The following is a 15,047-nucleotide window of genomic DNA, read 5'->3' as shown; positions in this document are numbered from 1 at the left end:
CATAATGGCATCGACTACTTGGCACGCTGTTGAGTTCTCAAGGAACGAACGCGCATCGCTTTGCGGCCTTCCGACCGGGCTGCGAGGCAACCGTTCTAATCTAGCGGACCGACTCCATTAAATCAATTCCACCGAAACCGGTGAGAATCAATCCAACAACAATGCTCCGACCGCAAACCTGACAATAGACAATACAGGCATCGAAACGCCTGAACTATCCTACCAGGGTGGTCACCTTCCGGGAACGGCCTCCATCTTTCGCTTCTCAGCGATGCGGTGTCCGTTTCTCCCTGCTGGGCAACAACGTGAACACTACGCAACCCCCCGATGAACCGTCAAATCTCAGCGACGTGGCGGGCGTCACCGGCAAGAGCGGCCGATCCGACGGTCAGGCGCCGCGCGGGTCGCACCTCACGTCGTGCTCGTGTGAGGCGCATCGGGTCAGGCCGGGACGACGGGTTCGACTTCCGGGCCGACCGCATCGGAGGCATCGGAATCGTTGGAAACGTCGGACGCGTCCGGGCCCCCGCTCGCCGTCGGCCGCCCGGGTCCAGAGCCCCACGTCCGCAGCGCCCCGGTCATGGTCGCCGCCAGCCCGGTGAACGCCCCGGTGGCATCCGCACTACCGACCAGCACGTCCGGCACGATCTTGACGTGGCCGTCCGCCACTGCGCCGGCGACAGCCACGGCCGCCGTCGCGGACTGTCCCAGGGCCGAGACCTGCGCCTCGTAACCGGCGGCCTTGGCCAACCCGAGCGCTTCGATCGCCTTGGCCTGGGCCAACCCGATCGCCCGGCGCCGGTCCGCTTCGGCCTGACCGGTCAGCCGCACGAAGGTCGCCTCGCCCTCCGCCTGAGCGCTCCGGGCAGCGGCCCCCGCCTTCTGGATATCGACGTTGACGGTCGCCTTGGCCAGCTCCTTCTGCATGTCGGCGGTGCCGCGGACCCGTTCGAGATCGACGCGCACCGCCTGAGCACGCTGCTGCTCCTCGAACGTGACCCGCTCCTGGTTCGCGATCTCGCGCTCGGTGAGCACCGCCACCAGCTCCGGCGGGAAGATCACGTCCTGGACGTAGACGCCTCGGGTCTCGACGTCGTACTTGCTCAGGTAACCGGTGATGTATTGCTGCGCCCGCTCCTGCACGATGTCGCGGGTCTCGATGAACTGCACGGCCGGCAGCTGCTGCAGTGCGTTACGGAAGTAGTTGCCCACGGCCGACTGCAGCACCTCGTTGACCAGGTTCTGCATGGTGCCGACCATCGAGATCACCTTGGGCGCATTGGAATCAGGCACGTGGATCTGCACCTGGAGGTCGATGCCGAAGACGAATCCCTCCCGGGACTTGCCGTCGATCGGGCTCAGCGCCGCATCCAGATTGTGCGCGGTCGACGTCTCGTTGGCCCAGTTCAGCGTCAAGATCGAGGTCGGCACGATCTCGGCCGCGTAGAGCCGGGGGTTGATCGCGTACTTGCCGGTCCGCAGCGGCTCGTTCCAGATGCCGCGGTGACCGGGGCGAACGATCGAGCCGAACTTGAACTCCTCGCCGGACGTGTCCACCGTCGGCAGCCCGACGTAAGCCTTGACCACGGCCACCTCGCCCTGACGCACCACGAGCATCGGCACCAGCTCGACCCTGACCAGGAACGGGTTGAGCAGGTACGAGCCGTAGAGCAGCGGGTCGTGCTGCAGCCCGATCCGGCCGCCGTTCTCCAGGAACGCCTGGTAGTCCTGGTAGTTGTTGTGCAGCCCGTTCTTGCTCGACAGGATCGCCTCCATCTTCTCGGCGTCCGGCGCCTCTCTCGCTTCCAGCGCGGCGATGTCCTGGAACCCGCCGAGCCGGCTGGCGATGTCCCCGCCGTCGGGCGCGTAGCCCTCGAGAGTCGTCACGACGGCGACCACATCCTGGTCGGCCTGCGGTGCCACGAAGGTGACCTGCAGCTGGGCCGGCCCGATGCCGAAGCCCTCCAGCGCCGACGCCGCCTTGCGCGCGCCCCGGGAGATCGGGACGCCGTACACACGGCTCGCCGTGAGCACCAGGAACGCCAGCGGGTGCAGCGGGAGCAGCGACCCGGGCGGCAGGACCGGACGCTGGATACCCTTCTGGCCGCCCTCGCGCAGGAAGACGTCGAGATCGGTGAAGTTGGCGAACACCTCTTTGTACTCCGCGCTCTTGGCCCCGATCGGCAGCGGCGCCCCGAGCTGGGAGATCACCACACCGATCTCACCGGGCGACACCTGCACCCAGGGATGCTTCGTCACCGAGAACACCGGCCACAACTTGAACCGGAGCCCCGGCATGAGCAATCGGGCCTGATAACCGGCCTCGCCCTCGAAGGCGATCGCCTGATCGCCGCGCAGGCGCTGCCCCAACCGCTTGTTGACCAAGCCCACCTCAGCCGCCCCGATGAACCGGAGCGACGCAAAGGCGATCACCACCAACACGACGACAAGAATCAGCCCACCAATGGTGACTGAGGGTGAAAAGGGCACAACGGCCTCCCGCGACAGTGGGCGCCTGCAGGCGCCCGAGACAGTCATACACCTGCCGGAGCGCGCCTCGCGGGGACTCCGCGAGATCACTATGACGACGACGGCCGCGCGGGAAAATTGCCCACGTGGGATGTTCCGGACTCACGACCGTGCAATAAGGCGAGGCGGGATCAGCGCCTACGAGTCGAGCAGGTCCGCCCAGCCCGGGTACCGCGACCCGAGCTCCTCCGCATGCTCGAAGAACGCCGCCGCCACCGGGCTCAAACGTCGCCGCGTATCCCACGTCATCCCGAACTCCCGTGCCGCGTCGAGCGACCTGATCGGGATGTTCCGCACCCGCGGATCCTCCGACGTGTCCGTGGGCAGGATCGCGATGCCGAGCCCGACCGCCACGTAGTCGCGCACCGTCTGGGCGTCCTCGGCCTCCAGCAGGAACTTGGGCGAGAAGCCCGCGTCTGCGCACAGCCGGTCGGCCTGCTGGCGGGTCGCGTACCGCACGTTCAGTGCGAGGTAGCTCTCCTCCGCGGTGTCCGCGAGGTCGACGTCGTCCAGCCCGGCCAGCCGGTGGTGGATCGGCACGACGAGGCTCAGGGTCTGACTCCCGAGGCGGAGCCAGCCGAAGTGCGCGCCGGGCCGCGGGGCGAGCACCGCGAAGTCCAGGTGTCCGCCGTCGAGCTCGGCGAGCAGCTCGTCGCTCGCGCCCTCTCGGTGCGAGACGCGCACACCCGGCTCCTTGGCGTGAAAGGACGACACCAGCTCGCCGACGATCGTCGGGCCCAGCGACCGCAGCACCCCGACCCCCAGCACCCGGGGCTGCTGGACCCCGAGCAGCTCACCGGCCGCGCGCTCCAGAGCCGCGAGCGCCAGGGACGCTGCCTGCGCCAACGCGACGCCGTCGTCGGTCAGGGAGATCTCCCGGCCGGCCCGCTCGAACAGGGCGATGCCCAGGTCCCGCTCCCAGCGCACCATCGCGCGGCTGAGGGTCGGCTGGCTGACGTGGCTCCGGGCCGCGGCGCGCGTGACGTTCGGGTCGGCGCGCAGCGCAGCGAGCTGGACGAGCGCGGGCACCAGGTGCTCGATCGCCAGCCGCGGACGCGCGTCATCGGGCTCCGGCGAGGCTTCGGATTCATTCATTGGTGCATGGACGCTACCACCTATGCATTGGACCGCCCCGGGGCCGCGGGCAGATCTTGAGGGAGTTGCTCAACGCCCCACCCTCCCCAGAAAGGCACCCCCATGGTCCTCATGATTGCGGGCGCACTCCTGCCGGTCTTCTTTGTCATGGCCCTCGGCTACTTCGCCGGCAAGCGCCGCATCGTGGACAACTCGAACGTCACCAGCCTCAACCACCTGGTGATGTTCTTCGCGCTCCCGGTCGCGCTGTTCACCTCGATCGCCGCCACCGACCGGTCGGTCATCCTGGACAACTGGTGGCTCGCCGTCGTGCTGCTGATCGTGATGGTGGTGACCTACGCGGTCATCTACTGGCTCCAGATCAAGGCGTTCAAGCTGAGCCCCGCCGACGCCGCCGTGCAGAGCCTCACGACGGCGTTCCCCAACTACGCCTCGATCGGGCTGCCGCTCACCGGCGCCGTGTTCGGGCCGTCCGCCGCCCTCGCGGTGGCCGTCGCGATCGCCGTCGGCTCGGTGACGCTGTCACCGTTCACCCTCGCGCTGCTCGAGAACGCCCGGGCCCTCGAGCTTGGCGAGCGCGGCTCGACCGGCCGGCGGTTCCTCAAGGCGCTCGGCACCTCCGTGCGCAAGCCGATCTTCGTCGGCCCCATGATCGGCCTGGTCTGGTCCCTGGTCGGCATCCCGCTGCCCGAGATCGCGGCGACCACGCTCAAGGAGATCGGCGGCGTCGCCGCCGGCGTCGCCCTGTTCCTGACCGGCCTGATCCTGTCCGCCCAGGCGATCCGGGTGACCGGCAACGTCGTGCTGTCGACCCTGGTCAAGACCGTCGCCCAGCCGCTGCTCGGCCTGCTCGTCATCGTGCTGCTCGGCGTGCCCCAGCCGTTCGCCTCCCAGGCGCTGCTGCTGCTCGCCATCCCCGCCGGCTTCTTCGGCATCCTCTTCGGCGTCAGCTACAAGGTCCGACCGGCCGTCGCGGGATCGACCCTGGTGCTCACGTCCCTGGTGTCGATCCTGACTCTGTCCCTCGCGATCCTGCTGCTCGCGCCGTCCGCGTGACGACCATGACCCCCAAGGAGATCTCGTGATTCCCACGAACCCGACCGACCCGCGCTGGCACACCCGCCGGGACCGTAAGAAGGAGCGACTGGCGTCCGTCGGCCACCTCGCGAACGGGCTGGTGGTGGACACGGCCGACGTCGTCCCGCTGCTGGAAGCCGTGTTGCGCCCGGGGGACCGGGTGGCACTGGAGGGCAACAACCAGAAGCAGGCCGACTTCCTGTCCCGCTCGCTGGCCCAGGCGGACCCGGGCCGCGTGCACGACCTGCACCTGCTTATCTCGTCGATCTCCCGGCCCGAGCACCTCGACCTGTTCGAGAACGGCATCGCCTCGCTGGTCGACTTCGCGTTCGCCGGCGCCCAGTCGACCCGGGTCGCGACCCTGCTCGCCGAGGGCACCCTGAAGGTCGGCGCGATCCACACCTACCTCGAGCTGTACGCCCGGCTGTTCGTCGACCTGATCCCCGACGTCGCCCTGGTCGCCGCCGAGAAGGCGGACCGCAACGGCAACCTCTACACCGGCGCGAACACCGAGGACACCCCGACCATCGTGGAGGCCGCGGCGTTCCGCAGCGGCATCGTGATCGCCCAGGTCAACGAGCTCGTCGACAGCGTCGAGGACCTGCCGCGGGTGGACATCCCCGGTTCCTGGGTCGACTTCGTGATCCCCGCGGACCGCCCGTTCCAGGTCGAGCCGCTGTTCACCCGCGACCCGCGCAAGATCACCGACGTGCACGTGCTGCTGGCCATGCTCGCGATCCGCGGCGTCTACGAGCGCCACGAGGTGACCACGCTCAACCACGGGATCGGCTACGACACCGCCGCCATCGAGCTGCTGCTGCCCACGTACGGCGAGTCGCTGGGCCTGCGCGGCAAGATCGCCCGGAACTGGGCGCTGAACCCGCACCCGACGCTCATCCCGGCCATCGAGTCCGGCTGGGTGGACACCATCGCCTCCTTCGGCGGGGAGGTCGGGATGGACCGCTACGTCGCCGCCCGGTCCGACGTGTTCGCCACCGGGCACGACGGCTCGCTGCGCTCGAACCGGATGATCTCGCAGGTCGGCGGGCTGTACGCGACGGACATGTTCATCGGGTCGACGCTCCAGCTCGATCCGCTCGCCAACTCCTCCACGGTCACCGCCGGGCGCCTGTCCGGGTTCGGCGGTGCGCCGAACCTCGGAAACGACCCGCGCGGCCGCCGGCACTCGAGCCCCGCCTGGCTGAGTATGAACGAGGGCGAGGGCCAGCTCGGGATCCACCGGGGTCGCAAGCTCGTGGTCCAGATTGCCGAGACCTACGGCGCGGGCGCGACCCCGCACTACGTCGAGTCCCTGGACGCGGTCGACGTCGGGAAGAACGCCGGGATGCCGATCGCGCCGGTGATGATCTACGGCGACGACGTCACGCACGTGGTCAGCGAGGAGGGCGTCGCCTACCTGTACAAGGCGCGCGACCTGGAGGAGCGCCGCCAGGCGGTCACCGCGCTGGCCGGCTCCGGCCCGGTCGGGACACAGTCCACCCCGGCGCAGCGCGACCAGCTCCGCCGCGACGGCGTGCTCGCCCTCCCCCAGGACCTCGGTGTGCGCCGCTCCGACGCCAGCCGCTCGCTGCTCGCCGCGAAGAGCATCGAGGATCTGGTGACGTGGTCGGGCGGCCTGTACGACCCGCCCGCGAAGTTCCGGAGCTGGTGATGCGGGTGCTCAGCGAGGTCGCCCGCCCGACGGCGGTCCTGTCGCCCACCGTGCTCGGCGACCTTGCCGTCGAGGCCCTCGTCGCCGAGGCGACCCTGTCCCCCAAGCCCGGCCTGGTCGACCTGCGCGGCGCGGGTGCGCACGACGACATGGACGTGGAGACCCTGATCCGGTCCGCCGAGGCGCTGCGCGGCACGTTCGCCGAGCTCGCCGCGGCGGGCCGCGACCGGGACGCCGACCAGGAGCTGCGTGAAGAGCTCGCGGTGATCGGCCGCGCGGGCGAGCGTCGCATGCTCGCCGCGACCGGCGGGGTCAACACCCACCGCGGTGCGATCTGGGCGCTCGGGCTCGTCGTCGCCGCGGCCGCGCACTCGCCGTCGGGCACGCCCCAAATCCTGGCCCGCGCCGCCGCGATCGCCCGGCACGAGGACCGCTTCGCGCCACGCCCGACCACCCCCGGTTCACGGGTCCGCAACCGGTACCGCATCTCGGGCGCCGTCGGTGAGGCGCAGGCAGCCTTCCCGCACGCGAGCCTGGCGCTGACCGTCCTGCACGCCAGGCGCGCGGCCGGCGCCGGCGAGAGCGCCGCCCGGCTGGACGCGCTGCTGGCGGTCATGGCCTCCCTCGAGGACACCTGCCTGCTGAACCGCGGCGGACCCGCCGGTCTCGACGCGGCCCGACAGGGTGCCACCGCGGTGCTGCTCGCCGGCGGCGTCGAGACCGCCGACGGGTCGCGCGCCTTGGACGAGCTCGACACCCGGCTCACCGCCGACGGCCTGTCCCCCGGCGGCAGCGCCGACCTGCTCGCCCTCGCGCTCTTCCTCGACTCGGTCGAGTCCGGGTCCGCGCACTCCCCCCTCCACCACCTTCAGAAGGAGTCCTGATGCAGACGCTGAGCATCGGCTACCCGGCTACCGAACCACTCCCCCGACCGGTGCACGTCGGCGCCGTCGCCTCGGGCGACCTCGAGATCGTCATGACCGCCGCCGCGCCGGGCGCCACCGTCGCCACCGTGGCCCTGCGCACCAGCGTGGACGGCTTCGACACGGTCTGGCGCCGGGTGCTCGACCGCTTCTTCGCCGAGTCCGCGCTGATCGCCCGGTACGAGATCAACGACTTCGGCGCCACGCCGGGCATGGTCTCCCTGCGCCTCGCCCAGGCCCGCGAGGTCGCGTCCGACCCAGCCGAATTCGTCCTCGAGGGAGGTGCCCGATGACCCGCCCCACGGCCAACGCGTTCACCGAGCTGCGCGCCCGCGAGCGGGTCCGCGCAGTGCTCGACCCCGGGACCTTCCGCGAGATCCTCGACCCGTTCGCCGGCGTCGAGTCGCCCCACCTGGCCCTGCAGGGCATCGTCCCGCAGGCCGACGACGGCGCCGTCATCGGCCGCGGCACCATCGACGGGACCTCGGCCGTCGTCCTCGCGCTCGACGGCGGCTTCCAGGGCGGCGGCATCGGCGAGGTGTCCGGCGCCAAGCTCGCCGCGTCGCTCGAGCAGGCCGTCGAGGACAACCGCCGGGGCATCCCCACCCGCGCGGTGGTGCTGCTGGAGACCGGCGGCATCCGGCTGCAGGAGGCGAACCTCGGACTGCTGGCGATCGCCGAGATCCACTCCGCACTCGTCGAGCTGCGGACCTACGGTCCGGTCATCGGGATCGTCGCGGGCACCGTCGGCTGCTTCGGCGGCATGGGCATCGCCGCCGGCCTGACCAGCCACCTCGTGATGACCCGGGGCGGGCGGCTCGCGCTCAACGGACCCGAGGTGATCGAGACCGAGGCCGGCGTGGACGAGCTCGATTCCGCCGACCGCGCCGGCATCTGGGCGATGCTCGGCGGCGCCCAGCGCGTCGCCACGGCCCGGGCGGAGTTCCTGGTGGACGACGACGCCGCGGCGATCGCCGCCGTCGTGCGCCAGATCCACCGGGACGCGCCCGCCGAGACCCGACCGGTGCGCGCGGAGCGGGTCGAGGCCGGCCGCCGCGTGCTGGCCGCCCTCGACCCGACCACCCGGCCCACCCCCGAGCAGTTCCGCACCCTGAGCATCGAAGGTTCCCTGTGAGCAACGAGAGCGCACCCCCGTTCGGCACGGTCTGGTTCAAGGCCCTGGTCGAGACCACCTCGAGCACCCCGCAGCTGCCGGCCTCGCTGTGGGTCGGCGAGACGATCCTCGACGGCGGCGCACCCGCAACCCTGCTGTGCGTCGTGCCCGACCCCACCGCGCGATTCCCGCGGGCCCGGGCCGGCGAGGTCGGCCTCGAGGAGGGCTACGGCCTCGCCGCCGTCGTCGCCGAGATCGTGGCGGCCGACGCCGGCGCCGACCGCCGCCGGGCGATCATCACCGTGATCGACGTGCCCGGGCAGGCGTACGGGTATGTCGAGGAGCTGGTCGGGCTGCACCAGGCGCTGGCCGCGTCGACGAACGCGTACGCCGCGGCCCGGCTGGCGGGGCACCCCGTGATCAGCCTCGTCGTGGGCAAGGCGATCTCCGGCGCCTTCCTGGCGACGGGGCTGCAGGCGAACCGCATCGTCGCGCTCGACCACGACGGCATCGCGGTGCAGGTGATGTCCAAGGCGTCCTCGGCCCGCATCACGCGGCGGAGCATCGCCGAACTGGACGCGGTGGCCGAGAAGTTCCCCGCCACCGCGTACGACGGCGGCTCGTTCGCCAAGCTCGGCGCGCTGCACGAACTGGTGCCGGTCGAGTCCCCCGCGGAGCCGACGACTGTCGATGTTGCCCGGGCGCGGGCGGCAGTGTCGCGGGCGGTCGACGCGACGCGGGACGGGTCACGCGACCTGCGTTCGCGGCTCACGTCCGACGCCGCGCGCACCGGCCGGAGCGCGTCGACGCTCGTGCGGGAACGCGTTGCCGCGGACTGGAACGCCTGACGCGATGACTGTCGAGGCTCGCTCGCTCAGCGCGCACGACCTCGTCCGGGTGAGCTCGGGCGACGTCGTGCGCGGGTGCTCGGCGGATGCCAGCTGCGGGTGCGCAACCGATGCTGGGTGCGGATGCTCGGCCGATCTCGGGAGCGGGTGCTCCGACGTCGCTCGGCCGGAATGGGTCGACGCCGCCCTTGCGGCGGGCGGCGGCCCCTGGGCCGTCGTCCGCCGTGGCCCGGCGCCGTCGTCGTGGGTCCCCGTCGGGGTCCGCGGGCTCACCCGCGCGCAACGGTGGGCGGCACTGGTCCCGGCCGACCGGATCGTCGAGGTCGTCGCTCCCGAAGCTGTACCGAGAGCGCCCTCGGTCGACCGGATCGACCTTCGCCCTTTCCGCGCCGTCGCCGCCGTCGCCCGGATCCTCGACGCGGAGCTGCCGGGACGTTGGGGAATCTTGGGCAGCGTCGCATTCGAGCTCGTCACCGGAGTGGAGACAGCCCGGGACGAGAGCGACCTCGACCTCACTGTGCGCGCCGAGCAACCCCTTGATCACGTCACCTTCTCGGCGTTGTATCGGCGCCTCGTCGAGGCCGCCGGCGAGGTCCGAATCGATGTACAGGTCGAGACCTGGGCGGGGGCGTTCGCCCTCACCGAATGGCTCCGGCAGGGACCGGACCAGCAGGTCGCTCTCAAGACCACGACCGGGCCGCGGCTGGTCCTCGACCCCTGGAGCGCCCGATGACGATGACCGCCGTGCTCTTTCCCGGCCAGGGCGAGCAGCGGCCCGGCATGCTGCACGACCTGCCCGCCGAGGGTCGCGAGGTCCTGGACACCGCCCGCGGCGCACTGCCCGACGAGCCGCTGTCCCTCGACGCGGTGGACGCCCTGAACGACACCCGCGCCACCCAGTTGAGCCTCCTGCTCGCCGGCACCGCGTGGTACCGCGCCGCGGTCCGCCTGAACCTGCGAGCCGACTACCTGGCCGGACACTCCATCGGGCTGTGGACCGCAGCCGTCGCGGCAGAGTGCCTGTCGCTCGCCGACGCCGTCCGCCTCGTCGACCTCCGGGCCACCGCGATGCGAGCCGCGAGCCCGCCCGGATCGGGCATGCTCATCGTCCAGGGCCTCGCCGAGAGCGCCGTGGAGGCGGCCGCCGCCCAGGCCCGCGCCGAGGGCCGCCAGGTCTGGAGCAGCAACGTCAACTCGGCCACCCAGATCGCCGCCTCCGGCACCGAGGGCGGACTCGACCGCCTCGCCGACCTGGTCCGGGACGCTGGCGCCCAGGGCGTGGTGCGGCTGGACGTCCTGGTACCCGCGCACAGCCCCCTGATGGAACCGGCGGCCGACCGCGTCCGGGAAGCCGTTGCCGACATCACGATCAGCCGGCCTCGCATTCCCCTCGCGGGCAACGTGACCGGCCAGACGCTGTTCACCGCCGACGCGGTACGACGCGAGCTGTGGCGAGGAATCGCCCACCCCGTGCGCTGGCGCGATGCGACGAGCATCCTCGCGGAGCGCGAGGTCACGCGCTGGCTACAACTGCCGCCCGGCCACGCGCTCTCCCGTCTCGCCTCGGGGTGTCCCGAGGCGCGCACGGTGGCGATGGGCGAGATCGGGTTGGAGGAGTCGGTGCGGCGAATGATGCGCTAGGTGGCGTTCGTCAGCTAGGGCGGCGGTGCACGGCGAGGACCCGCGGCAACGAGTCGGGCAGGTGGCGGCTCAGTCTTCCCGTCCGAGGGATGCGCGGAGCCCGGCCACACCGCTCGGGGGAAGCTCGAAGCCCGCCAGATGACCGGGGTTGACCGCGAGGCCGTGGTCCGCCGGCATCATGCGGAGCAGCTCACGACCGGTGAGCGTCACCGCGTACGGAGCAATCTCCGCGACACTGGCAGCAAGCTCGAGCGAGGTGAACACCCCGAGTACGGTCGTTCCATCCCGGTCGAACAGCACCGGCTCAAAGCCCTCGAACCGCTCGCCGACCTCGGCCCCGCTCGGCAGGACAAGCGTCGCGGCGACCATGAGGCCGATGACGTCAGAGCCATCCGACTCCCCGCGCATCGCGCGACCGATCGCCTCGTCGAGTGCCATTGCAGAGTCCGTATCAGTCACTACATTCCCTTCGTCGTCGGTCGTCGTCGCGAAGTCCCGTCGCTTGGCATGGGGGTCAACGACCTATTGCGGCACGCGTGTACGCACGGCGTGACGCTCAATCTCCCGAGCGACCGTACCGTCGAGCACAACTCGGTTCATCCCAGGGCGTCGGGGAGCGCCTCGCGATGCACGACGACGAGTCGGGACACCGCACGGGTCAGCACCACGTAGAGCCGGTTCAGGCCGCGCGCCTCCTCCGCGACGATGCGGCCGGGCTCGACGGCGACCACATGGTCGAACTCCAGCCCCTTTGCCAGCGAGGCGGGCACGAGGACGATGCGCTCGGTCGCTGCGGCGTCGGCGTACGACCACGCGAGGCCCGCGCCGGTGAGGGCTCCGGCGGCCGACTCCGCGAGGGAGTCCGGCACGATGAGCCCGACCGACCCTTCGGCGTCGAGCGCGGCGCGGCACTCGTCGACGCAGGCGGCCCCGAGGTCCTCGACCCGCCGGACGTGCAACGAGCCGTCGCTGCGCAGCGAGGTCGCGACGGGCACGTCGAGATCCAGCGACGGAACCAACTGGTTCGCGAACGCCATCACGACCTGGGGCACCCGGAACCCGGTCGTGAGCGGCACGACGGCGGCGTCGGGCTTGCCCAGGTGCGCCATCGTGTCGCGCCAGCTCCGGGTCGCCCAGGGGGTCGTGCCCTGGGCAAGGTCACCGAGGATGGTCAGCGAGCCGTGGGTGTTGCGGCGCGCCAGGGCCCGGCACTGCATCGGAGAAAGGTCCTGAGCCTCGTCGACGATGACGTGACCGTAGGTCCGTTGGCGTTCGATCAGCCCGGCTGCCTCCTCGAGGAGGACGGCGTCGGCCGCGCTCCAGCGGGCTGCCCGGTGCGACGACGCGGGCCGCGCCCACCTGAGGAGATCCTGCTCCTCGGCGCTGAGGATCCCCTCGGCCCCCGCGGCGAGGGTCGAGGAGTCCGCGAGGATCCCGAAGAGCAGCTGCTCCGGGGTCACGGCGGGCCACACCACGTCGAGGAAGGCGCTGACCGGGCGCCCCCGAGCCGTCGTGCGGAACCACGACTCGGACGGGACGTCACGCTTCAGCTCGACCTCACGGCGAAGGTGCGCAGTGACGCGCGCGCGCAGCCGCTCGCGGCCGGCGCCATAGGTGGTGGCCGCGGACAGCACCTCCGCCACGATCTCGTCCAGGGTGCTCGCATCAACGGTGTACCGGTAGGAGCCGTGGGACACCGTGACCGGTTCGCGCGCGGCCGCGACCCGTGACCACAGCGCCCGGCGCAGGACGCTCGCCATGCGCACGTCGTGCTTGAGTTCCGCGACCCCCGCTTCGTCGGGGCCCCGCAGCGCAGCGGGATAGAGCTCGTCGATGCTCACCTGCTCGGCGTCGATCTCACCGAGCGCCGGCAGGACGCCGCTGATGTAGGCGATGAGGGTCTTGTTCGGCCCGACGATCAGGACCCCGCTGTGCGCGAGCCGCTGCCGGTGCGTATAGAACAGGAAGGCGGCGCGGTGCAGCCCGACGGCCGTTTTGCCGGTGCCCGGCCCTCCTTGGATGCACAGCGAGACCGAGAGCTGCGCGCGCACCAGGTCGTCCTGCTCCGGCTGGATCGTGGCGACGATGTCGCGCATGGGTCCCACGCGGGGTCGCTCGATCTCGGCGGTGAGGATCCCGCTCGGCGCGCCGACCTCAGCGGCGCGGTCCAGGTGCTCGTCCTCGAGGCTCGTGAGCTGCCCGCCCGCCGATCCGAACCGCCGCCGGGTCAGGACCCCGAGCGACTCTCGGACGCTGGCCTGGTAGAAGGACTTCGAGACCGGTGCCCGCCAGTCCAGGACGAGGGGGTCGCTGTCCTCGTCAGTGACGTGACGGCGGCCGATGTAGTGCCGCGTGGCGTCGCCGGCGGGGGTCCGCGCGAGGTCGAGCCGCCCGAAGAACAGCGGGCTGGACGGGATGTCGGACAGCGCCGCGACGCGTTGCGCGAGCGCGGCCTTGAGGCGCTCGGCGCCGTACGCGTCCCCGCCCACGCCGACCTCGAGGAGATGCTCGGCCCGTTCGCGCATGCCGCGCAGGGACGTGCGGGCGGCGAACAGGTAGGTCCGCTCGGCGACGAGCTCGTCAGAGAAGGGGGCGGGTTCAGCGACGGCGGGCGCCGGTCTGGGTTGGGTCGACGGCGAATTCACGGAAGGTAACGTACCCCGGTTCGCGCGCGCTACCTGTAGTGGGTGGTGAACGGCCGGACCAGTTCAATCTCGAGCCGATCCTCCCCTTTCCTTGATCCGTCCGAGCTCCGGTGGCTCCCCGACCTCCAGCGGCTCGACCGCTCGCATCGCCGGCCAGCTCGCGCCACTGGACCGTGAAGTTCCATCCCAGCGTGATCAAGGCGTCTCCGAAGGCCTCACGCTCGCTTAGCCGTTTGGCCTAGTCGACCTCGAACAACGAGATGTCGGTTCGTCTTCCGCTCCGGAAGGTCGGAATCATGTCGTCGATGGTGATCGCCGAGATCGCGAAAAGCACGGAGCCATCTCGTCCAATCAGAATCTTTCCGCCTCCACGCGCGGGCCGCCAATAGAAGAACGCGTCGATCTCCGGGATCTCCCGAGAGTACTCGAACGCCTCCTCTACGGGGTAGCGCAGGAGCCTGCTGGCGAGCTCAGCACCCTCGCGGCGACTGTTGATATTCATCCGTTTGCCTTTCTGATTGCCGCATCCCAGCGAATCGCCCCGAACGACGGAGGCCATTCGATGATCTGCCCCGTCTGACCATCGACGGCAACGACGCGGTTCCCGTCGAAGTAAGCGTTGAACCAGTGCCCATCATCGCCGGCGCGGTCGATCCCGACCACAGCGTGCGATCCGGGTCCACCAGAGCGCAATTCGTCGGCAATCGCCTCGGGCGTCATCTCGACCTGCGGAATACCCGTGGCCGCCTCCATTTCCGGGATCGTGTACGTTCCGACACCGGCCTCGGTGCTCGGTTCGCCCTTTAGTCCGCTGTGAACAGAATCTGCGCATCTACCTCAGTTGACTGAGTATGGGCTGTACGGGCACTGCCCAAAAGTTAAGGCGTTTCGTCCGTTTTAGATAGATTCGTTTCCGTGATCGTGATGGTGTAAATGACGTTTCAGGTGCGTTGGCTGAGGCGGTCTTGAGCGGTGCGGGGGCTGGTTCGGGCGCGGCCGGTGCGGTTGCGGGGCGCGGCGAGGATCGCGGCGGTGAGGTCTTGTTCCGTGCCGTGGTGCCCGCATCCTGGGCAGGGTGGGGTGAGGTGGTCGCGGGTGGCGTGCAGGACGGCGGTGAGGGAGATCTCGTCGGGGTCCACACCGAGGTCGACGGACGCGATGATCGCTTGGTCGACCAGGGCGTTGTCGACGGTGAGCAGGCCCCAGATTTCCTGTTCGGCCAGGTCAGGGGCTTGCCCGCGCAGGCGGCGGCCGGATCCGCGCGGGGTGGACTTGATCGCCTTGTAGGCCAGTTCGACCTGCCAGCGCTCGGCGTAGGCGGACGCGACCTCCTTGGCGGGGTACGTGTGGTGGTCCAGGAGCGTGGTCAGGACCCGGAACCGGGTGGTTCGCGATCGCCCTGCTTCGTCGGTCGTGGTGACGGTGAACTCGACCAGGCGGGCGGTGATGTCGGCCAGGCGGGTGGCCTTCTTCTCGCCGCTGGCTTTGCGGCGTGCGGTGAGC

General features: G+C 70.7%; 15 protein-coding genes. 8 read left to right on the top strand and 7 right to left on the bottom strand.

Features of this window, described 5'->3' with window-relative positions:
- Positions 1 to 441: 441 nt before the first annotated feature.
- Both VIM26_RS08500 and VIM26_RS08495 read right to left on the bottom strand, forming a co-directional pair.
- Positions 442 to 2,436 (bottom strand): SPFH domain-containing protein, encoded by a 1,995-nt coding sequence (locus VIM26_RS08500; protein ID WP_331950114.1) that lies wholly within the window; start codon positions 2,434 to 2,436, stop codon positions 442 to 444.
- Between the two features lie 231 nt (positions 2,437 to 2,667).
- Positions 2,668 to 3,624 (bottom strand): LysR family transcriptional regulator, encoded by a 957-nt coding sequence (locus VIM26_RS08495; protein ID WP_331950112.1) that lies wholly within the window; start codon positions 3,622 to 3,624, stop codon positions 2,668 to 2,670.
- Positions 3,625 to 3,726: 102 nt separating this feature from the next.
- On the opposite strand from VIM26_RS08495, the gene VIM26_RS08490 reads away from it, so the two are divergent.
- From VIM26_RS08490 to VIM26_RS08455, 8 genes are read left to right on the top strand one after another with little or no spacing between them, the layout of a single operon-like run.
- Positions 3,727 to 4,680, top strand: a complete 954-nt coding sequence (locus VIM26_RS08490; RefSeq protein ID WP_331950110.1) for an AEC family transporter — start codon at positions 3,727 to 3,729, stop codon at positions 4,678 to 4,680.
- Between the two features lie 25 nt (positions 4,681 to 4,705).
- Positions 4,706 to 6,373 (top strand): malonate decarboxylase subunit alpha, encoded by a 1,668-nt coding sequence (gene mdcA / locus VIM26_RS08485; RefSeq protein WP_331950108.1) that lies wholly within the window; start codon positions 4,706 to 4,708, stop codon positions 6,371 to 6,373.
- A complete protein-coding gene (locus tag VIM26_RS08480; RefSeq protein WP_331950106.1) occupies positions 6,373 to 7,257 on the top strand; it encodes a triphosphoribosyl-dephospho-CoA synthase in 885 nt (294 codons plus the stop codon). The genes mdcA and VIM26_RS08480 overlap by 1 nt, the downstream gene beginning before the upstream one ends.
- A complete protein-coding gene (gene mdcC / locus VIM26_RS08475; RefSeq protein ID WP_331950104.1) occupies positions 7,257 to 7,589 on the top strand; it encodes a malonate decarboxylase acyl carrier protein in 333 nt (110 codons plus the stop codon). The genes VIM26_RS08480 and mdcC overlap by 1 nt, the downstream gene beginning before the upstream one ends.
- Complete coding sequence (locus VIM26_RS08470) at positions 7,586 to 8,431, top strand: biotin-independent malonate decarboxylase subunit beta (RefSeq protein ID WP_331950103.1); 846 nt, start codon at positions 7,586 to 7,588, stop codon at positions 8,429 to 8,431. The genes mdcC and VIM26_RS08470 overlap by 4 nt, the downstream gene beginning before the upstream one ends.
- Positions 8,428 to 9,258 (top strand): biotin-independent malonate decarboxylase subunit gamma, encoded by an 831-nt coding sequence (gene mdcE / locus VIM26_RS08465; protein WP_331950101.1) that lies wholly within the window; start codon positions 8,428 to 8,430, stop codon positions 9,256 to 9,258. The genes VIM26_RS08470 and mdcE overlap by 4 nt, the downstream gene beginning before the upstream one ends.
- A 4-nt stretch (positions 9,259 to 9,262) precedes the next feature.
- Positions 9,263 to 9,991: a malonate decarboxylase holo-ACP synthase gene (locus tag VIM26_RS08460; RefSeq protein WP_331950099.1), complete on the top strand. Its 729-nt coding sequence runs from the start codon at positions 9,263 to 9,265 to the stop codon at positions 9,989 to 9,991.
- Positions 9,988 to 10,899, top strand: coding sequence for an ACP S-malonyltransferase (locus VIM26_RS08455; RefSeq protein ID WP_331950097.1), 912 nt, complete (start codon positions 9,988 to 9,990; stop codon positions 10,897 to 10,899). The genes VIM26_RS08460 and VIM26_RS08455 overlap by 4 nt, the downstream gene beginning before the upstream one ends.
- A gap of 69 nt (positions 10,900 to 10,968) precedes the next feature.
- Here the strand turns inward: VIM26_RS08455 and VIM26_RS08450 are convergent, their stop codons facing one another.
- The 5 genes from VIM26_RS08450 to VIM26_RS08430 all read right to left on the bottom strand — a co-directional run.
- Positions 10,969 to 11,337 (bottom strand): SseB family protein, encoded by a 369-nt coding sequence (locus tag VIM26_RS08450; RefSeq protein WP_331950096.1) that lies wholly within the window; start codon positions 11,335 to 11,337, stop codon positions 10,969 to 10,971.
- A 158-nt stretch (positions 11,338 to 11,495) separates the two neighbouring features.
- Positions 11,496 to 13,544 carry an AAA family ATPase gene (locus tag VIM26_RS08445; RefSeq protein WP_331950094.1) on the bottom strand — a complete coding sequence of 683 codons (2,049 nt, stop codon included), beginning with the start codon at positions 13,542 to 13,544 and terminating at the stop codon, positions 11,496 to 11,498.
- A gap of 238 nt (positions 13,545 to 13,782) precedes the next feature.
- The gene (locus VIM26_RS08440; protein WP_331950092.1) at positions 13,783 to 14,103 is read right to left on the bottom strand and encodes a hypothetical protein; all 321 of its coding nucleotides are present in this window, start codon (positions 14,101 to 14,103) and stop codon (positions 13,783 to 13,785) included.
- Entirely contained in the window at positions 14,043 to 14,297 is a 255-nt protein-coding gene (locus VIM26_RS08435) for a toxin glutamine deamidase domain-containing protein (RefSeq protein ID WP_331950090.1), read from the bottom strand. Before VIM26_RS08435 ends, VIM26_RS08440 begins: the two co-directional genes overlap by 61 nt.
- A 188-nt stretch (positions 14,298 to 14,485) precedes the next feature.
- Positions 14,486 to 15,047 (bottom strand): transposase (locus VIM26_RS08430; protein WP_331950088.1); only part of this gene is annotated, 562 nt, incomplete at its 5' end.

This window comes from Pengzhenrongella sp., assembly GCF_036565025.1.
Lineage (GTDB): Bacteria > Actinomycetota > Actinomycetes > Actinomycetales > Cellulomonadaceae > Pengzhenrongella.
The sequence above is the reverse complement of the archived record's forward strand: the minus strand, read 5'-3'. Positions and strand labels throughout refer to the sequence as shown.